General features: G+C 49.0%; 17 protein-coding genes. All 17 read left to right on the top strand.

Annotated features, from left to right (window positions below):
- The first annotated feature begins 14 nt into the window (after nucleotides 1-14).
- The 17 genes from pyrH (at nucleotide 15) to IEX81_RS02405 (ending at nucleotide 18,849) form a co-directional block, all read left to right on the top strand.
- Nucleotides 15-737: a UMP kinase gene (pyrH, locus tag IEX81_RS02485; protein ID WP_188801483.1), complete on the top strand. Its 723-nt coding sequence runs from the start codon at nucleotides 15-17 to the stop codon at nucleotides 735-737.
- A gap of 3 nt (nucleotides 738-740) precedes the next feature.
- Nucleotides 741-1,301 carry a ribosome recycling factor gene (gene frr / locus IEX81_RS02480; protein WP_188801482.1) on the top strand — a complete coding sequence of 187 codons (561 nt, stop codon included), beginning with the start codon at nucleotides 741-743 and terminating at the stop codon, nucleotides 1,299-1,301.
- 133 nt (nucleotides 1,302-1,434) lie between these two features.
- Complete coding sequence (gene uppS, locus IEX81_RS02475) at nucleotides 1,435-2,226, top strand: undecaprenyl pyrophosphate synthase (RefSeq protein ID WP_188801481.1); 792 nt, start codon at nucleotides 1,435-1,437, stop codon at nucleotides 2,224-2,226.
- Nucleotides 2,223-3,017 carry a phosphatidate cytidylyltransferase gene (locus IEX81_RS02470; protein WP_188801480.1) on the top strand — a complete coding sequence of 265 codons (795 nt, stop codon included), beginning with the start codon at nucleotides 2,223-2,225 and terminating at the stop codon, nucleotides 3,015-3,017. Before uppS ends, IEX81_RS02470 begins: the two co-directional genes overlap by 4 nt.
- A gap of 16 nt (nucleotides 3,018-3,033) precedes the next feature.
- Nucleotides 3,034-4,188, top strand: a complete 1,155-nt coding sequence (locus IEX81_RS02465; protein WP_188801479.1) for a 1-deoxy-D-xylulose-5-phosphate reductoisomerase — start codon at nucleotides 3,034-3,036, stop codon at nucleotides 4,186-4,188.
- A gap of 23 nt (nucleotides 4,189-4,211) precedes the next feature.
- Nucleotides 4,212-5,471 carry an RIP metalloprotease RseP gene (gene rseP / locus IEX81_RS02460; protein WP_188801478.1) on the top strand — a complete coding sequence of 420 codons (1,260 nt, stop codon included), beginning with the start codon at nucleotides 4,212-4,214 and terminating at the stop codon, nucleotides 5,469-5,471.
- A 30-nt stretch (nucleotides 5,472-5,501) separates the two neighbouring features.
- The gene (locus IEX81_RS02455) at nucleotides 5,502-7,148 is read left to right on the top strand and encodes a proline--tRNA ligase (RefSeq protein ID WP_188801477.1); all 1,647 of its coding nucleotides are present in this window, start codon (nucleotides 5,502-5,504) and stop codon (nucleotides 7,146-7,148) included.
- A gap of 150 nt (nucleotides 7,149-7,298) precedes the next feature.
- Nucleotides 7,299-11,603 carry a PolC-type DNA polymerase III gene (locus IEX81_RS02450; protein ID WP_188801476.1) on the top strand — a complete coding sequence of 1,435 codons (4,305 nt, stop codon included), beginning with the start codon at nucleotides 7,299-7,301 and terminating at the stop codon, nucleotides 11,601-11,603.
- A 147-nt stretch (nucleotides 11,604-11,750) separates the two neighbouring features.
- Entirely contained in the window at nucleotides 11,751-12,221 is a 471-nt protein-coding gene (gene rimP / locus IEX81_RS02445; RefSeq protein ID WP_188801475.1) for a ribosome maturation factor RimP, read from the top strand.
- Nucleotides 12,222-12,255: 34 nt separating this feature from the next.
- Nucleotides 12,256-13,419, top strand: coding sequence for a transcription termination factor NusA (nusA, locus tag IEX81_RS02440; RefSeq protein ID WP_188801474.1), 1,164 nt, complete (start codon nucleotides 12,256-12,258; stop codon nucleotides 13,417-13,419).
- 15 nt (nucleotides 13,420-13,434) lie between these two features.
- On the top strand, nucleotides 13,435-13,725 hold the full coding sequence (rnpM, locus tag IEX81_RS02435) for an RNase P modulator RnpM (protein ID WP_188801473.1): 291 nt from the start codon (nucleotides 13,435-13,437) through the stop codon (nucleotides 13,723-13,725).
- A complete protein-coding gene (locus IEX81_RS02430; RefSeq protein ID WP_188801472.1) occupies nucleotides 13,709-14,032 on the top strand; it encodes a YlxQ family RNA-binding protein in 324 nt (107 codons plus the stop codon). Before rnpM ends, IEX81_RS02430 begins: the two co-directional genes overlap by 17 nt.
- Before the next feature lie 4 nt (nucleotides 14,033-14,036).
- On the top strand, nucleotides 14,037-16,259 hold the full coding sequence (gene infB / locus IEX81_RS02425; RefSeq protein ID WP_188801471.1) for a translation initiation factor IF-2: 2,223 nt from the start codon (nucleotides 14,037-14,039) through the stop codon (nucleotides 16,257-16,259).
- On the top strand, nucleotides 16,256-16,537 hold the full coding sequence (locus IEX81_RS02420; protein ID WP_188801470.1) for a DUF503 domain-containing protein: 282 nt from the start codon (nucleotides 16,256-16,258) through the stop codon (nucleotides 16,535-16,537). The genes infB and IEX81_RS02420 overlap by 4 nt, the downstream gene beginning before the upstream one ends.
- Before the next feature lie 16 nt (nucleotides 16,538-16,553).
- The gene (gene rbfA, locus IEX81_RS02415) at nucleotides 16,554-16,907 is read left to right on the top strand and encodes a 30S ribosome-binding factor RbfA (RefSeq protein WP_188801469.1); all 354 of its coding nucleotides are present in this window, start codon (nucleotides 16,554-16,556) and stop codon (nucleotides 16,905-16,907) included.
- Nucleotides 16,908-16,919: 12 nt separating this feature from the next.
- On the top strand, nucleotides 16,920-17,834 hold the full coding sequence (gene truB, locus IEX81_RS02410) for a tRNA pseudouridine(55) synthase TruB (protein ID WP_188801468.1): 915 nt from the start codon (nucleotides 16,920-16,922) through the stop codon (nucleotides 17,832-17,834).
- Nucleotides 17,835-17,889: 55 nt separating this feature from the next.
- Complete coding sequence (locus tag IEX81_RS02405) at nucleotides 17,890-18,849, top strand: bifunctional riboflavin kinase/FAD synthetase (protein ID WP_188801467.1); 960 nt, start codon at nucleotides 17,890-17,892, stop codon at nucleotides 18,847-18,849.
- Nucleotides 18,850-18,954: the final 105 nt, after the last annotated feature.

Genomic DNA, 18,954 nt, shown 5'->3' with positions numbered 1-18,954 from the left:
GGGGTAGATGAAAGATGCCGGAGAATGCAAAATATAAGCGTGTCATCCTGAAATTGAGCGGGGAAGCGCTGGCAGGTTCAAGCGGATACGGAATCGACCCGAAAGTCATCCGTTCAATTACCGAACAGGTGAAAGAAGTGGTCGGCCTCGGCGTTGAAGTGGCAATTGTCGTCGGAGCAGGAAATATCTGGCGCGGGAAAACGGGCAGCGAAATGGGAATGGACCGCGCTCAGGCCGATTACATGGGAATGCTGGCAACCGTGCTCAATGCACTTGCTTTGCAGGACGGTCTGGAAGGGCTCGGCGTTGAAACTCGGGTACAGACTTCGATCGATATGAGGCAGGTAGCGGAACCCTATATTCGTAGACGGGCGATCAGGCATCTTGAAAAAGGGCGTGTGGTCATATTTGCTGCCGGAACAGGAAATCCCTATTTTTCAACAGACACCACAGCGGCTTTGAGAGCGGCCGAGATTGAGGCAGACGTGATATTAATGGCTAAGAACAATGTCGACGGTGTTTATTCAGCAGATCCGAAAGTGGATAAAAGTGCGAAAAAATATAAAGAAATCTCATATCTGCGTGTCCTGAATGAGGGCCTTCAAGTTATGGATTCAACCGCTTCCTCACTGAGCATGGATAACGATATTCCGCTTGTCGTTTTCTCTCTGGCAGCGGGAAATATAAAACGTGCCGTCCTGGGCGAAGACATCGGCACGGTCGTAAAGGGGAGATAACCAATGGCTCAAAATGATATTCTGAAAGAAGCACAAGAACGAATGGAAAAAGCAGTGAAGTCGTTTCAGCGTGAATTGGTGACGATTCGTGCGGGACGCGCCAATCCATCGATATTGAATAAAGTCACTGTTGAATATTATGGTGCGGAAACACCGCTGAAACAGATTGCCGCAATTACCGCACCTGAGGCAAGACTGCTTGTTGTTCAGCCTTATGACCGAACCGCTCTGGCAAATATTGAAAAAGGCATCCTGAAATCGGATCTGGGCATCACACCGACGAATGACGGGACGATCATCCGCATTGCCATTCCTCCGCTTACGGAAGAAAGGCGCACAGAACTTGTCAAACTCGTTAAAAAAATTGCTGAAGAAGCTAAAGTTGCCGTCCGAAACGTACGCCGGGATGCGAATGATCAATTGAAAAAGATGGAAAAAAACAATGAATTGACTAAGGACGATGTCCGCAGCGCTGAAGAAGACGTCCAGAAACTGACCGATGAAACGATTAAAAAAATTGATCGTATATCAGTTGAAAAAGAAAAGGAAATGATGGACATTTAATCCGCCGTGCGAATAATATGGATGTTCTCTTCCGTACATCTTGAGCGTAACGAAAATCAGACTGATCGATGCTGACTGATCCTTTTTAAAATTTATATTGTCTTCACTCAGTATCGACAATGGGGGAAAGAGGATGTTTGAGAAGTTTTCCTTTATCAGGACAGGAAAAGTAGGCGGACAGGAGCGGCTCGCGGGCAGCCTGCAAAGAGTTCCGGTGCATGTTGCGATTATCATGGACGGAAACGGGCGATGGGCCAAGAGACGAGGCCTGCCGAGAATTGCCGGACACCGGGAAGCATTAAAAACGGTTAAGAAAGTGACAAATGAGGCGAGACGGTTAGGCATTAAGGTGCTCACACTCTTTGCTTTTTCCACTGAAAATTGGAAACGGCCGAAAACTGAAGTTGAATTTTTAATGAAGCTTCCTGAGCAATTTCTCAACTCTTACCTTGCTGAATTAATTGAAAATAATATTCAGGTCCGCGCAATGGGAGACTTGTCGCTTATTCCGGCCCACACTATGAAAGCTGTGAATTACGCGATTGACCGGACAAAAAATAATAACGGACTGATTTTAAATTTCGCCCTTAATTATGGCGGTCGTTCAGAAATTGTTCAGGCAGTAAAGACTGTTGTACGAGATGTGCAGTCAGATAAGCTGAGGTCAGATACGATTGATGAAGATGTGCTTTCGAAATACATGATGAGCCGGGCATTGCCTGATCCTGATCTTTTGATACGGACAAGCGGTGAAATACGCCTCAGCAATTTTATGCTTTGGCAGCTCGCCTATACCGAACTTTTCTTTACGGACGTCTATTGGCCGGATTTTAATGAAGGGAACCTTCAGGAAGCTGTCCGCGAATTTGCATCCAGGCAGCGCCGATACGGGGGTATTGTTGAAAAAGGGAGCGAAAAGCGATGAAACTGAGAGTGATCACGGGAACTTTGGCCGGTGGATTATTTGTTGCGGTCATGGCTGTCGGTTCCGTCCCGTTTACACTCCTGTCCGCTGCCATTGCCGTTATCTGTTATATGGAACTTGCCGCACTGAAAAAGCTCCCTCTGCTCTCTCCCGGGGTATTGATGGGAGCATTTTGCGTAGCCGGTATCGTACTTGGCACGCTTTTGCCTTCAGAAGATGCGTTCGGCCTTCTGTTTATCAAATTACTTGCGGCCCTTGTGCTGCTGTTTGTCGGTACGACAGTCTTTTCTAAAAATCGTTTTCATTTTGAACAAGCTGCCTATCTCCTGATGTCGGTTTTTTACATAGGATTTTCTTATCATTTGCTCGTCCATGTGAGGCTCAGCAGCTTCTCCCTTGCTTTTTTTGTGCTGGTTATCATTTGGGCGGCAGACAGCGGGGCTTATTTTATCGGCAGAAGGTGGGGCAGGCACAAGCTCGCCCCGAAGATCAGCCCGAAGAAAACCAAGGAGGGAGCAGTCGGTGCACTGTTTACGGCTCTGATCGCGGCCGTCCTTTTCCAATTCGTTTTGCGTGATCCCATCTTTCCATCGTGGTGGTTACTTCTGCTCGTCACTTTACTTATCGCAACGTTCGGTCAGCTTGGAGATTTGGGAGAATCCGCGCTGAAACGTTATTATGGCGTTAAAGATTCCGGAAACATTCTTCCGGGCCACGGCGGATTGCTCGATCGATTCGACAGTCTGATTTTCGTTCTGCCGATTTTATATTTGATTGGCGTCATAAACTGAAAAAGGGGGATCGGCATTGAAACGAATCAGTTTACTTGGAGCAACCGGATCAGTAGGTACGCAAACGCTTGCAGTGATTCGCGAGCATCCGGAACATTTTTCAGTAGCTGCAATGGCTTTTGGCGAGAATATTGAAAAAGCGCTTCCGCTGATTGATGAATTCCGTCCAAAACTAGTTGCCGTGAAAAATAAATGGATTGCCGAACGGCTGAAGGCCGAACTGGGCGGCAGAGAAAAGATCGTCTATGGACTTGCGGGAATGATAGAGGCAGCGACTTTCGCAGACAGTGATATGCTGGTTAATGCGGTACTCGGAAGCATCGGGCTTGAACCGACGCTTGCCGCCATAGAAGCGGGGAAAACGATAGGTCTTGCCAATAAGGAAACGCTGGTAACCGCAGGACATCTTGTCATGGAACAGGCGAAAAAAGCGGGCGTTTCAGTTATTCCTATCGACAGTGAACATTCCGCCATTTTTCAGTCCATGCAGGGGCAAGACCGCACCGCTCTTTCCCGTCTGATCCTGACGGCGTCGGGAGGCAGTTTCCGTGACAAAACACGAGAAGAGCTGAAAAATGTGACCGTGGCCGATGCGCTGAAGCATCCGAACTGGTCGATGGGTGCAAAGATTACTGTCGATTCGGCAACATTGATAAATAAGGGTCTGGAAGTGATCGAAGCCCACTGGCTTTTTCAGGTGCCGTACGACCAAATTGATATTGTCATCCACAAGGAGAGTATTGTTCATTCGTTGGTCGAATATGCTGATCATAGTGTCATTGCCCAGCTCGGACTGCCGAGCATGCTCGTCCCGATTCAGTACGCGCTTACCTATCCCAAAAGACTTGAACTTAAACAGACAAAAAGGTTAAACTTATGGGAAATAGGATCGCTTCATTTTCAAGAGGTGGACAGGCAAAGATTTCCCGCTATGACACTGGCTTATGCAGCGGGAAGGGCCGGCGGGACGATGCCTGCCGTACTGAATGCGGCTAACGAAATAGCTGTACAGGCTTTTCTCGACGGAGAAATTTCATTTCTGGAAATTGAACCACTGGTTGAAGCAGCACTTGAACATCATAAACCTGACCGTGAACCGGGTCTCGAAGCGATAGAAGAAGCAGACCGGCAGGCACGTGCATTTGTCCGTTCACAGATCCGAAAAAAATAACCGCGAGTGAGGTGGAAGACATCGTGGAAACGTTGATCGTTGTTGTGCTTATTTTTGGGCTGCTCGTTTCAATTCATGAACTCGGCCATTTGCTTGTCGCCAAACGATCCGGAATTCTTTGCAGAGAATTTGCCATAGGTTTCGGGCCGAAAATTTTCGCGTTAAAAAAAGGTGAGACGGTTTATACTCTGCGGCTTCTTCCAATCGGCGGGTATGTGCGGATGGCCGGAGAGGACCCCGAAATTATCGAGATCAAGCCGGGGCAAAGCGTCGGTCTGTTTTTTGATTCTAAGGGTATGGTCACAAGAATCGTGACCAATCATCTCGAAAAATACGCGGATGCCCGTTTTATGACAGTGGAACATTGCGACTTGGAGAAAGGGCTGCACATTTCCGGTTACGAGGAAGAAGACGGACCTATTGTTCATTATAACCTGGATCGCAAGGCGACCTATGTGGTTGATGATCAGGACTTTCAGATTGCGCCGCTTGACAGACAGTTCGCTTCGAAAACCCTGCCGGCACGCTTTCTTACGATTTTTGCCGGCCCTTTTATGAATCTTTTGCTGGCCGTGGTTATTTTCATTGTCTACTTCAGCATTCAGGGTGTACCTTCCAATGCTCCGCTTCTCGGAAGCACGATCCCGGGCTATCCCGCGCAAAAAGCGGGGCTGCAGGCGAATGACCAAGTCATTGAAATCAATCGTCAGAAGATGAACAGCTGGCCGTCGATTCAGAACTACATCGGCGCCCACCCCAAACAAAAACTGTCTTTTACCGTTAAGCGTGACGGTAAAATTCGCACCATCAACGTGGTGGCCGACCAGCGAAAGGCGGAAAAGGGGATGGAAGGGTTCATCGGTGTTTATGGACCGACACATCATTCCATCCTTGCTTCTCTTGAAGGCGGTGTGACACAGACGGTTTACTGGATACAAATGGAGCTGAGCGGACTGAAAATGCTGGTTACCGGCGGATTTAACCTGAATCAGCTGGCCGGGCCGGTCGGCATCTATAAAGCGACGGGGCAGGTGGTCGCGCAGGGCTTCCTTCTTGTCTTGAACTGGACGGCGTTCCTCAGCGTCAATCTGGCGGTTATCAATCTGCTGCCGCTCCCTGCCCTGGACGGCGGCCGGCTGTTGTTTCTGATCGTTGAAGCGCTGAGAGGGAAACCGGTCGAACCGCAGAAAGAAGCGTTTGTTCACTTCATCGGTTTCGCATTTTTAATGCTGTTAATGATTCTTGTGACATGGAATGACATACAGAATTTATTCTTGCGTTAGACAGATATCTTAAAGTATGGGGTGCGATACATGAGACAGAGCCAAATGTTTATCCCGACATTGAAGGAAGTGCCGGCAGATGCTGAATCCGCCAGCCACCAGCTGCTTTTGCGCGGCGGTTTCATCAGGCAGAATGCGGCAGGTGTTTACTCCTATCTGCCGCTCGGGTATAAAGTCATTAAAAAGATTGAGGCTATTGTGCGCGAAGAGATGGATCGGGCCGGCGCCCAGGAACTTCTGATGCCGGCCATGCAGCCAGCCGAACTGTGGCATGAATCCGGCCGATGGGATGTCTACGGCCCGGAACTGATGCGGCTGAAGGACCGTCACGGCCGCTTCTTTGCTTTGGGTGCAACAGGGGAAGAGCTGATCACTAGTCTGGTGCGCGATACGCTCAACACCTATAAAAAACTGCCAGTCACACTTTATCAGATTCAGACGAAATACAGAGATGAAAAGAGACCGCGTTTCGGTTTGCTGCGCGGAAGAGAATTTATTATGAAGGATGCCTACTCCTTTCACGCGAATGCAGAAAGTCTTGACGAAGCGTATTGGGCCATATTCCATGCCTATTGCCGCATTTTTGATCGCTGCGGACTGAAGTACAGGGCTGTGCTTGCCGACTCGGGGGCAATGGGCGGCAAGGACACTCATGAGTTCCAGGCGCTCGCTGAAATCGGAGAAGACACGATCGCTTATTCAGACAGTTCGGATTTCGCAGCAAATCTGGAAATGGCAGAAGTTATGGATCAGGGGAAGGAAAGGGCTGAAGACAGTCTGCCTCTGGAGAAAAAAGCGGGCAGAGTGAGCACGGATGACAGCGACTGGGTAAAAGCCGAATGGTTTAAAGCCCGTTCGGAAACGGTTCTTGTTTTTTTGAGGGCCGGCGACGAAGTCAACGATGTTAAAGTGAAAAATGTTCTGGGGACGGATATGATTGAACCGCTTGACCCGGAGCAGAAACCGGATGCGTTTCATCCCGAGAAGGGCGTTCGGGTTCTGGCCGACAATGGAATAAAAGGGTTGACACGTGGCGTTTTATACAGCGAAAAGGAAGACGTGACATATATCCAAATTGATCCCGAGCGCGATTTGAACATTGAAAACTTTTTTGATCTACGCTTCATTAAGGAAGGTGATCCTTCGCCGGACGGTAAGGGAACGATTAAATTCGCAAAGGGAATCGAAATCGGGCAAGTGTTCAAGCTCGGAACAAAATATTCCGAGACGATGAATGCGCTTTTCCTTGATTCAGAGGGAAAGAATCAGCCGCTGATTATGGGGTGTTACGGAATCGGTATTTCACGCACACTATCGGCAATCTGCGAACAGTACCATGACGAGGACGGGCTGATCTGGCCGAAATCGCTTGCTCCGTTTGCGATTCATCTGATTACCGTCAATCCGAAAAACGAGGAGCAGCTTTCATTATCGGATAAACTCTATCATGATCTTCAGGATAAAGGATTTGATGTGCTCTGGGACGATCGGAAAGAGCGTCCGGGTGTAAAATTTGCCGACAGTGAGCTGATCGGATGTCCCGTTCAGGTCATTGTCGGCAAAAAAGCGGCCGATCACATCGTAGAAGTTGCGGACCGCAGGGAGAAGGAACGGGTTGAAACAGGTACTGACAGACTTGAACAGGCCATTACGGAATTACTGAATGGACGGAACTGATCGATTATTTGCCGGACAGGGAGCACAGCAGAAAACGCAGCTCCTTTTTCTTTTTTGATTTCGCTGTCTGCTGCTTCATCTAAAAGAGCAGATCAGCTCCGGTCCGGATGCGTCGTTTAATAGAATCATAGTGAAAGGAGATCATGAAAGATGACCGAACCGCTATCCAAATCGGCACGCTGGGTTATTCTGATGCAGCAGATTGAAGCTCCCGAGGACTGGATGAACAGTTATCTTCGCCGCGGTGAAATCGAAAAACTGACCGTATATAAGGAAGAGCGCCGATGGCATTTTGAATTCATCGTGGAGCGCTTACTGCCCCGCAATGTCTTTGAGTGGCTCGACACTCAGCTGAAGAAACACTTTCAGTCCGTGGTCAGAAGTGTAAGCTTTTCCTTGCAGACGCGGATTGAAGAAGGCTTTGGAGAGTTGTTCGAACAATACTGGCCTATGGCTTGCGCTCATCTCTCGGCAGAATTTCCTTCACTGAAAGGATGCCTCTCCAGACAGACTCCGAGTCTAATCGGAAAACAGCTCTGTCTTTCTGCCTCAAATGAAGCAGAGGCGGGTCTGATCAAGCGGAAACTGCCTCACGCGGTCAACGAAAAACTTCATCGCTGCGGTTTTCCGCCGCTGACGCTTGACGTTAAAGTCGATCAGGAGGATAAGGCGAGAGCCTACGATTCTTTTGTGAAAAAACGTGAAGAAGAAGATCAGCAGAAAGTCATTCAGACTATGATGGAAAGGAAAAAGGCGGAAGAAGCTGCTGATGAAGGAGTACCCGAGGGACCGTTTAAGATCGGTTACGACATTCATGATGAACCGGTCGCAATAGAAACGATACAAGATGAAGAGCGCCGTATAACCATTCAGGGTTATATTTTCGATGTAGAGACTCGTGAATTGCGCAGCGGGAGAACGCTGCTCCTTTTTAAGATGACGGATTACACGGATTCGCTGATCATCAAAATCTTTTCCAGGGATAAAGAAGATGCCGGGAAGTTTCAGGGCCTGAAGAAAGGCATGTGGGCAAAGGTCCGGGGCGGCGTGCAGAATGACAGTTTCGTCCGCGATCTGGTCATGATTGCCAATGACATAGAGGAAATTCCACCCCATAAAAAGCTTGATACAGCGTCTGAAGGCGAAAAAAGGGTGGAACTTCACGCGCATACGGTCATGAGTCAGATGGATGCCGTGGTCACGGCCGGTTCACTGATCAAGCGGGCTAAGGAATGGGGACATCGGGCGATCGCCATTACGGACCACGCGGTTGCCCAGTCTTTCCCGGAAGCTTATTCTGCCGGAAAGAAGTATGGCATCAAGGTTCTTTATGGTGTTGAAGCCAACCTGATCGATGACGGCGTGCCGATTGCCTATAATATGGCACACAGATTGCTTTCGGATGACACGTTTGTCGTATTCGATGTGGAGACAACGGGACTGTCCGCCGTCTATGACACGATCATCGAGCTGGCGGCCGTCAAGATAAAAAACGGCGAGGTGCTTGAAAAGTTTGACGAGTTTGCAAATCCCCATCACCCCCTCCCTAAAAAGATTACGGAATTAACGAGTATTACGGACGAAATGCTGAAAGACGCCCCGGATGCAGGTGAAGTCATCAAAGCGTTCAGAGCGTTCGCAGGCGAGGCCATCCTTGTTGCTCATAATGCGACTTTTGATATGGGGTTCTTAAATAATGGTTATAAAGGACTCGGTTATGAAAAAGCGGACAATCCGGTCATCGATACGCTTGAGCTCGGCCGTTTTCTTTACCCGGGCTTTAAAAACCATAAACTGGATACGCTTTGCAAAGCATTCAATATTGAGCTGACGCATCACCACCGCGCGATCTACGATACGGAAGCGACCGGCTATCTTGCGTGGAAAATGTTCCAAGATGCCGCGGCCAAAGGGATGGTCTACCATGATCAGCTGAACGATAATTTAGGAAAGGGCAACATGGACCGCATCCGTCCGTCGCACGTCATCCTGCTTGTGAAAAATCAGACCGGTCTCAAGAATCTCTATAAGCTGATTTCACTGGCTCATGTAAAGTATTTTTACCGTGTCCCCAGAATTCCCCGTTCCATTCTGGCCAAATACCGTGAAGGGCTGATCGTCGGATCGGGATGCGACAAAGGCGAGCTGTTCGAGGCGATGATGCAGAAGTCGGCGGAGGCTGCAGAAAAAGTCGCGGCATTTTATGATTACATAGAAATACAGCCTCCCTCCAATTACATGCATCTTGTTGAGAAAGGGATTGTACGTGACGAGCTTGCTCTTAAAGATATCATGATTAAGCTGGTGAAGCTCGGCGAAAAAATGGATAAACCGGTAGTGGCGACTGGCGATGTTCACTACCTGGATGAGCACGATAAAATCTATCGGAAAATCCTGATCGCGTCTCAGGCAGGCAACCCGCTCAACCGCCAGACGCAGCCCGATGTCCATTTCCGTACAACCGATGAGATGCTTGAATGCATGAGTTTTCTTGGAGAGGAAAAAGCGAAGAAAGTTGTTGTGGACGATCCGAATGCGATTGCCGAAATGATCAGCGAAGTGCTGCCTATGAAGGACAAACTTTACACACCGACGATCGACGGAGCAGAAGAGGAAGTCAGGGAGAAGACTTACGGACGGGCACATTTTCTGTATGGCGATCAGCTTCCTGAAATCGTCGAAAAAAGACTGGATAAAGAATTGAAGAGTATCATCGGGCATGGTTTTTCAGTTATTTACCTGATTGCCCATAAGCTCGTTAAAAAGTCGCTGTCCGACGGCTATCTGGTCGGATCAAGAGGTTCGGTCGGATCATCGCTCGTTGCGACCATGCTTGAGATCACCGAGGTGAACCCTCTGCCGCCCCACTATCTGTGTCCTGAATGCCATCATGTTGAATTTTTCACCGATGGATCGGTCGCCTGCGGGTTTGACCTTCCCGACCGGAACTGTCCCGAATGCGGCGCGGCGATGAAAAAAGAAGGGCATGACATTCCCTTTGAAACGTTTCTCGGTTTCAAAGGGGACAAAGTTCCGGACATTGATCTGAATTTTTCGGGGGATTATCAGCCGGTTGCCCATAACTATACGAAAGTGCTTTTCGGTGAGGACAAAGTTTTTCGTGCCGGTACGATAGGCACCATCGCTGATAAAACGGCATATGGCTATGTTAAGGGATATGAGGAGGATACGGGAGGCCGTCTCCGCGGGGCTGAACGCGACCGGCTCGCTGCGGGCTGCACCGGAGCCAAACGGACAACCGGCCAGCATCCCGGAGGCATCGTCGTCGTTCCCCGCGACATGGAAATTTATGATTTTACACCCGTTCAGTATCCGGCCGATGACCGGACAGCGGAATGGCAGACAACGCATTTTGATTTCCATTCGATTCATGACAACATTTTAAAACTGGACATTCTTGGGCACGACGATCCGACTGTCATCCGAATGCTGCAGGATCTGAGCGGTATCAACCCAAAATCGATTCCAACCGATGACAAGGAAGTCATAAAAATATTCAGTTCAACGGACTCCCTTGACGTCAGCCCGGAACAAATCCGCTGTAAAACGGGCACACTCGGCATACCCGAATTCGGCACCCGTTTTGTCCGGCAAATGCTGGAGGACACCAAGCCAACGACCTTCGCCGAACTTGTTCAGATATCCGGCCTGTCGCATGGAACGGATGTCTGGCTCGGAAATGCACAGACGCTGATTGACAACGGTACATGCGTCCTGAAAGACGTGATTTCGTGCCGTGACGACATCATGATTGATCTGATGCATAAAGGCCTGGAACCCTCGCACGCATTTAAAATCATGGAATCCGTGCGAAAGGGAAAGGGATTGAACGATGACTGGATTGCCGAGATGAAGGAGAATAATGTTCCGGACTGGTATATGGAATCATGCCTGAAGATTAAATATATGTTTCCTAAAGCTCACGCGACGGCATATGTGCTGATGGCTATACGTATTGCCTATTTTAAGGTGCACTATCCGATTCTTTTTTATGCCACTTATTTTTCTGTCAGAGCCGATGATTTTGATATTGATGTAATGAAACGTGGATCGGACGCGATCAACGAAAAAATGGATGAAATAGAGAAGAAGGGAAATGACGCGCTTCCGAAAGAAAAGAGCCTGCTGACTGTGCTGGAAATTGCGCTCGAAATGTGCGAACGCGGATTCAGTTTTCAGTCTGTCGACCTGTACCATTCGGATGCGACCCGTTTTCTTGTCGACGGTGACACACTGATTCCGCCTTTCAACGCCATTCCCGGCGTCGGAACAAACGCGGCAAAGGCGATTGCCCAAGCGCGGGAACAAGGGGAGTTTCTATCGAAGGAAGACCTGCAGAGGCGCGCAAAAATTTCAAAAACGGTGTTGGAATATCTCGAGAGTCAGGGATGTCTTGAAGGGATGCCTGATGCCAACCAGCTCTCTCTCTTTTGAGCGTCTTTGATGGCCGAAACACAACTTTTTCTGCCGTTCTTGCCTTAAAAAGACGGGTATGTTATAGTATCTATGGAAATACTGGAAATAGTTCGTCTGCAAAGAGTGGGAAATTCCCACTCTTTCGTTTTCCAAAGGAGGCTGAACATGGCTGGTGCGATCGCGAAGATGACGGATGAATTGATTTCTCCGATTTTACGTGAATTAAATCTTGAGCTTGTGAACATCGAGTACGTGAAAGAAGGAAAAAATCGGTTCCTGCGCGTCTTTATTGATTCGCCGCACGGTGTTGATCTGGATACCTGCGCGGCTGTCAGCGAGAAATTAAGCGAAGTGCTCGATGCACACGATCCGATCAAGGAGGCTTACTTTCTTGAAGTCTCATCTGCCGGTGCAGAGAGACCGCTGAAGAAATATGAAGACTTTGTAAGATCAGTGGGCAAAGACGTGCATTTGACAACCTACGAGCCCTTGCACGGTTCAAAAATTTTTGAAGGCCGGCTGACAGAGGTGAACAGGGAAAGTGTGACACTTTTGATTAAAAATAAAACAAAGACGGCTTCAGTCACGCTTCCGTTTGATAAGATTGCGAGCAGCAGGCTTGCGATCATTTTCTGACGCATGATTGCTGGAGTAAAAAGGGGGAAAAAAAATGAGCAGTGATTTGGTGGAAGCCATCACGGCACTGGAAAAAGATAAAGGAATCAGCAAAGAAGTCTTGCTTGAAGCGCTTGAGGCTGCGCTCATTTCGGCGTATAAACGCAATTTTGACCAGGCGCAGAATGTCCGTGTCGACATTAATGAAGGACTTGGCCAGATCAAAGTTTACGCACGAAAAGAAGTGGTTGAATCTGTTGAAAATGAAAACCTGCAGATGTCGCTGGAGCAGGCTAAAAATCTGAATTCACATTATCAGCTTGGCGATACGGTAGAAATCGAAGTCACCCCGCGAAACTTCGGGCGGATTGCCGCGCAGACTGCGAAGCAGGTTGTCACGCAGAGGGTGCGTGAAGCGGAGCGCGGTGTGATTTTTTCTGAATTTATCGACCGCGAGGACGACATTATGACGGGCATTGTCCAACGCCTTGACCATCGTTTCATTTATGTTGATCTTGGCCGTGTTGAAGCCCTTCTTCCTCAGTCCGAGCAGATGCCGAACGAGACCTACCGTCCGCACGACCGGATAAAAGTTTATATTACGAAAGTCGAAAATGCGAAAAAAGGTCCGATGATCACGGTGTCCCGGACACATCCCGGCCTGCTGAAGCGTCTTTTCGAACTTGAAGTGCCGGAAATTTATGATGGAACGGTTGAAATTAAATCAATCTCCCGCGAAGCAGGCGACCGGTCAAAAATTGCGGTACATGCCGAAGATCCGGCAATTGACGCGGTTGGAGCCTGTGTCGGCCAGAAAGGGGCCAGGGTTCAGACCATCGTGAACGAACTGAAAGGCGAGAAGATCGATATTGTCCGCTGGTCCGAAGATCCGGTTACCTATGTCGCTAATGCGCTCAGTCCTTCTAAAGTGGTCAGAGTCATCGTTCATGAAGAAGAAAAAGCGACAACGGTCATCGTACCCGACTACCAGCTCTCTCTTGCTATCGGCAAAAAAGGACAGAACGCGCGCCTTGCCGCAAAGCTTACCGGATGGAAAATCGATATAAAAAGCGAATCAGAAGCAGAAGAGGCCGGCCTGCTGGATGATTTTTCTGATGAAAGGACAGATATTGTTCCGGAAAATGAAGTGGCAGGACAAGAGGCATCTGACGAGTACGGTGAGCCGCTGCCAGAGGATCCTTCTGAAACGGAAAAATAAAGGGGGCTGATCGTATTGCCGAAGCAGCGGAAAATACCTATGCGAAAATGCATCGCCTGCCAGGAATCGACCGAGAAGAGGGGACTGTTCCGGATTGTGCGTTCTCCTGAGGGGGAGGTCTTTCTCGATCTTACCGGAAAGAAAAACGGACGAGGCGCCTATCTGTCGAAAAAAACGGCCTGCGTCCGGAAAGCAAAAGAGAAAAGTCTTCTCTCCCGCCATTTAGGTGTCCCCGTTCCCGACAGTGTTTTTGACGATATGTTCGCTTACCTGGAGGAACATCCCGACGATGCCGGAGAAAAATGAAAAATGGCATTCATTGCTGGGACTCGCAAGGCGGGCGGGAAAGGTCGTTTCGGGAGAAGAAACGGTTCTGAGAGCGATACGTGAGCAGAAGGCCAGAGTTGTGATCATGTCGGCGGACGCCTCGGACCGCACAAAAAAAACCGTGAACGACAAGTGTAATTTTTACAAAGTGCCGATTTTTGAAGCATCGGAAAGGGTGACGCTCGGTCAGGCGATCGGTCAGCCGCCGCGTGTATTGATTGCGGTAACGGACAGCGGATTTGCCGGAAAGCTGATCGAATGGCTTGGACCATCAACACGGGGGTGAATATATGAGCAAAATGCGTGTTTATGAATATGCCAAGGAGCATAAGCTAACGAGCAAAGAAATTATTTCAAATCTTGAAGGACTGGGCTATTCGGTCAAAAGCCATATGTCCATCATTGAAGATAATGCTATTAAACAATTGAATAAAAAGCTGAAAATAAAAACAGTTACTGTCCATCAGGCAGAGACAGCAAAACCGAAAAAAAAGAATGAAGAGGGTCCAGTGAGCCAAACTAAGATAAAAGATACTCGAGCAAACCGTCCAACCAGGGAAATGAATGAAAAACCATCAGGCGTGACAAAAGGAAGACAGGAAATTAATCGCAAAACCGGCACCGCAAACGACAGCAGCGACGGGAATCGCTTCGGCGGAGGTAGCAGGCGGAGCGGCGGCAGACGAAACAGCCGTTCAAATTCAAGAAGACGCGGCGCACAGCAGCATGGAAGCCATCAGAGACAGGAAATCAGGCTTCCGGAGAAAATAACGTTGTCCGGATCGCTTACCGTAGGGCAGTTTGCCGAGAAACTCGGCCGTCCGTCAACCGATATCATCAAGAAATTGATGGCGTTGGGTGTGATGGCAACAAAGAATCAGGATCTCGATAAAGAAACTGTAGAACTGCTCGCTGCGGATTATGGCGTTTCCGTCGAAGAGGAAGTTGTGGTCGATGAAGCAAGCTTTGAAGATGAGGGCCTGGGCATCGACGAAGAGACGGCTGTGATCCGGCCTCCTGTTGTGACGATCATGGGTCACGTCGACCATGGGAAAACGACGCTGCTTGACTCGATTCGCCACACGAAGATCACGGCCGGAGAAGCGGGCGGAATCACTCAGCATATCGGAGCTTACCAGGTCACTCACGATGGGAAAAAGATTACCTTCCTGGATACCCCCGGACACGCTGCCTTCACGACAATGCGTGCCAGGGGAGCCGAGATCACCGATATCACGGTTCTTGTGGTTGCGGCAGACGACGGGGTCATGCCACAGACGATTGAGGCGATTCACCATGCCCGGGCGGCCAAAGTTCCGATCATCGTTGCCGTCAACAAAATCGACAAACCGAATGCCAATCCGGATCATGTCATGCAGGAACTGTCGGAACAGGGACTTGTGCCTGAAGATTGGGGCGGAGATACGATCTTTGTAAAGATTTCCGCAAAAAAAGGCACGGGAATCGATGATCTTCTTGAGATGATCCTGCTTGTTGCGGAAATCGAGGAATTTAAGGCCAATCCTGAGAAACTGGCACGCGGAGCCGTCATCGAAGCACAGCTCGATAAAGGGAAAGGCCCGGTTGCCACTCTGCTCATTCAAAACGGAACACTGAAGATAGGCGACCCCATTGTTGTCGGCAATACGTTTGGCAGGGTTCGCGCTATGGTCAATGATGTCGGCCGTCGCGTCAAAAAAGTAGGGCCGTCGACACCGGTTGAAATCACCGGTTTGAATAATGTTCCGCTTGCCGGAGATCAGTTTATCGTTTTTGAGGATGAGAAAAAAGCACGCCAGATCGGTGAAATCCGGGCTGAACGCGCACTGATCACGGAACGGAAAGAAACGACGAGCAAGGTCAGCCTTGATGATTTATTTGAGAAAATAAAAGAAGGCGAAATGAAAGAAATCAATGTGGTCATCAAAGCAGATGTACAAGGCTCTGTCGAAGCACTCTCAGGATCGCTAAAGAAAATTGATGTGGACGGTGTCAAGATCAACATCATCCACGCGGGTGTCGGGGGCATCAGCGAGTCGGATATTATCCTCGCATCGGCTTCCAATGCCATCATCATCGGCTTTAATGTTCGTCCTGATAATCATGCAAAGAAAGTTGCTGAAGAAGAAAAGGTGGATATTCGCCTTTACCGTGTGATCTATGATGCGATCGATGAAATGGAAGCCGCCATGAAGGGCATGCTGGATCCTGAATATAAGGAAAAAGTGATTGGACAGCTCGAAGTCCGCACCATTTTCAAGGTGTCAAAAATTGGCACCATAGCCGGATGCTATGTTACGGACGGCAAGATCTCCAAGGACGCCGGTATACGGCTCGTTCGTAACGGTGTCGTTATCTACGAGGGGCATGTGGACACGCTGAAGCGTTTCAAAGACGACGCCAAAGAGGTCAAGTCAGGTTTTGAATGCGGCGTGACGCTGGAGAATTTCAATGACATCAAGGAGGGCGACACGATGGAGGCTTATATCATGGAGGAAGTTCAGCCGAAATGATCATCGGTCTCGTGCAGTGTGAATGCATGCTGTACAGTGCGCAGTCTCTAAAAGAAAAACGCGCCGTGATCTTGAGCATCCTGCGAAAAGCGGTAAACGGGCACAATCTCGCGGCCAGCGAGATTGCATATCAGGATGCCTGGCAGCGTACCAAACTGGCATTCGTTTCCATTGGAACGTCTAAGGTTCATGTGGAACGCGAATTAGCCCGGGCTTTGTCCCTCATTGACGGTCGCGTTGACATTGAACGCGCAGACACGGTTTATGAATGGCTTTGAGAAGGAGGATGAACCCATGGCAAATTTACGGGTGCATCGCGTTGCTGAACAGATGAAGAAGGAAATGAGCGACATCATTGAACACCGTATCAAGGATCCGCGGGTCGGCTTTGTTACAGTGACAGGGGTTGATGTAACCGGAGATCTTCAGGACGCTACCGTTTATATCAGCGTTTTTGGGGATGATCAAAAAAAGGCCGCGACGCTTGAGGGTCTGGATAAGGCAAAGGGATTTATACGGAGTGAAATCGGCAAACGGATCCGTCTGAGAAAAACGCCGGAAATTCAATTCAAGTTTGATCAATCTGTTGAATATGGGAACCACATTGACCAATTGATTAACGACCTGCACAAAAGAGAAAAAGAGTAAGGTGGGCTTTTCATGACCGAATATGAAGGGCTTCTGCCGCTCTACAAACCGCGGGGGATGACGTCCCACGACTGTGTCTTCCGCCTTCGGAAACTTCTGAGATTCAAAAAGATCGGGCACTCGGGAACCTTGGATCCTGACGTGGATGGTGTCCTGATTCTTTGCTTGGGAAGGGCCACCAAAGTGGCGCAGTACCTGCTTGAATATGGCAAAAAGTATAAGGGTGTGATCCGCTTCGGGACGTCGACGACAACTGAAGACGCGGGTGGTGAGATCGTTGAAAGGAAGGAAGCCCGGCTGCCGATTGCCAGAGCGCAGGTTGAACGGGTATTCGACGCTTTCAGGGGTGAGATCCGCCAGTCTCCGCCTATGTATTCCGCTGTGAAAGTGAACGGCAGAAAACTCTATGAATATGCCAGAGAGGGTATGACGGTCGAGCGTCCGGTTCGTCATGTACGCATTTTTAATCTAGTCATTGATGGTTGCGAAGATAGCTTCTTACCGGACATTCCCTTTGAGGTTATGTGCAGCAAAGGTACTTATGTGCGGACACTGGCAGTGGATATCGGTCGGAAACTGGGCTATCCCTCTCATCTGCATTCGCTGACGCGGATAAAAGAAGGCCCTTTTGAATTAAGAGATTGTCTGACATTTGAACAAGTTGAAGATCTGATTGCCAATCATCAGTTTGCCGGATACCTGAAACCGCTTGAATCGGGACTCGGCATGCTGGACAGCTGGACGGTTGATGATTTGCTTGAAAGAAAAATCATTCACGGGGCTGTTCTTCCCGCCCCAAAGGGATTTCAGAATCATGCCTGTGCGGTTTATAATAACAAGGGAAACTGTTTGGCTGTTTACCGCCCCCACCCTGACAAACAGGGGCTGGTCAAACCGGAAAAAGTGCTTGTGACCGGGGATTGCTGAATCAATGAGGAAGCGCCGACAGTATTTCAGTTTACGAAAGTAGAAGGTGCCTGCATTGGAAAGAGTTTTTTTGGAAAAGATCCCTTTTATCGAAAAAATTAACAGCAACGAAAAAGTGATTGCACTGGGGGATTTTGACGGTGTCCATCTTGGACACCAAAAAGTGATCCAAAAGGCTGTGGAAATTGCCGGAGAGAAAGGGCTGGCATCCGCGGTCATGACCTTTTACCCTCATCCGTCGGTCGTTCTCAAACCGTCAGCCAAGCGGGTGGATTTTCTTACATCTCTGGAAATGAAAGCCGGTTTGATTGAAAAATTAGGGGTTGACATCCTTTTTTTCGTTCGGTTCGACTTAGCGCTCAGCCAGCTTTCACCACAGGACTTTGTTGACAATTATTTGATCAAGCTGCATGCCAAGCATGTGGTCGCCGGGTACGATTTTACTTTCGGACGCATGGCCAGGGGAAATATGAACAATATAGACGAGTATTCGCGAAGCATGTTCAGTTACACGGTTGTTCCGAAGGTCGAGATGTTCGGTGAAAAAGTGAGCACCACACATATCCGCGCTCTGGTCGCAAAAGGCGCTGTTGATGATGCGGCACTGCTCCTTGGCCGTCCATACCGGACGACAGGCGTTGTCGGACACGGGGACAAGCGGGGAAGAACTCTTGGTTTCCCAACAGCAAACGTTGAATCTAAGGATGCGTTTCTGCTGCCCCCTAATGGAATTTACGCCGTTCGGCTGATCGTTGACGGAAAGGCCATGGCCGGCGCATGCAGTATCGGAACGCGCCCTACTTTTTACGATGAGATGCACGCGAAAACGACCGTTGAGGTTTATGTGCTGAATTACAGCGGAAATCTCTACGACAAAGAGGTTTCGATAGACTGGTATAAACGACTTCGGGCCGAGAAGAAGTTTCAAAGCGCGGATGCGCTGATTGCCCAGATGGAAAAGGACAAAGCGGATACCTCTGGCTATTTTGATTCGGAAAGAGCGGAAAGCAAGTAAGAAATGCTGAAGTTATCTTGAACTCGCAGCGGAAAACATGTATGATGGTACAGTACAGGTTTGATTGGTACAAGAACCTTCGCCCGGCTGCTCGCTCCACCGGCG

Source organism: Sporolactobacillus putidus, from assembly GCF_014647035.1.
GTDB lineage: Bacteria > Bacillota > Bacilli > Bacillales > Sporolactobacillaceae > Sporolactobacillus > Sporolactobacillus putidus.
This window is presented reverse-complemented; position numbering and strand designations above follow the sequence as displayed.